At 35.0% G+C, this 474-nt stretch carries 1 protein-coding gene; it reads right to left on the bottom strand.

The window, feature by feature from the left end; all coding sequences use genetic code 11:
- Positions 1 to 468, bottom strand: a 468-nt coding sequence (locus tag FUA24_RS10875) for an AMP-binding protein (protein ID WP_148542213.1), incomplete at its 3' end; no start/stop codon positions are given.
- Between the last annotated feature and the right edge of the window lie 6 nt (positions 469 to 474).

The raw sequence follows: 474 nt of genomic DNA, 5'->3' as shown, positions 1-474 counted from the left end.
CTTTAAATGTTGTGCAAAATTTTTAAGCTGCATGGGTGTAAAGGCACAAAAATCATAATCTTTTTTAAGGTCTATTCTTGGTGCTACCGATGGTTCAACCATATCTAATTCTAAGCCCAAAATAATAGCCCTAACAATCATCATTTTTCCTGCTATAAAGTTTGAAGGTAAGCAGTTTAATAGCTTCTTTCCAGGTGTTAAATTAAAAAAATCGCCTGTGGCAATGGCAGAGTTTACCATGGCCTGCTTTTTAATTTGCAACTTTTTAGGTTTACCTGTAGAGCCAGAGGTTTGCACCTCAATGTAGTCTTTATTATCTAACCAATCTAGTAAAAAAACACCTAATTCACGTTGATACGGCACCCCTTCTTTTGTAAAACTGTAGGCTACCTCCATGAGGTCTTCAAATGAATAATGATAGTTGTTTAACTTAAACCTTAAGTGTACGTTTGTGTAAGTAGGAATCATTGTGTT

Source organism: Seonamhaeicola marinus (assembly GCF_008085455.1).
Note: the sequence above shows the minus strand (reverse complement) of the source record. Positions and strands in the feature narration are given on the sequence as shown.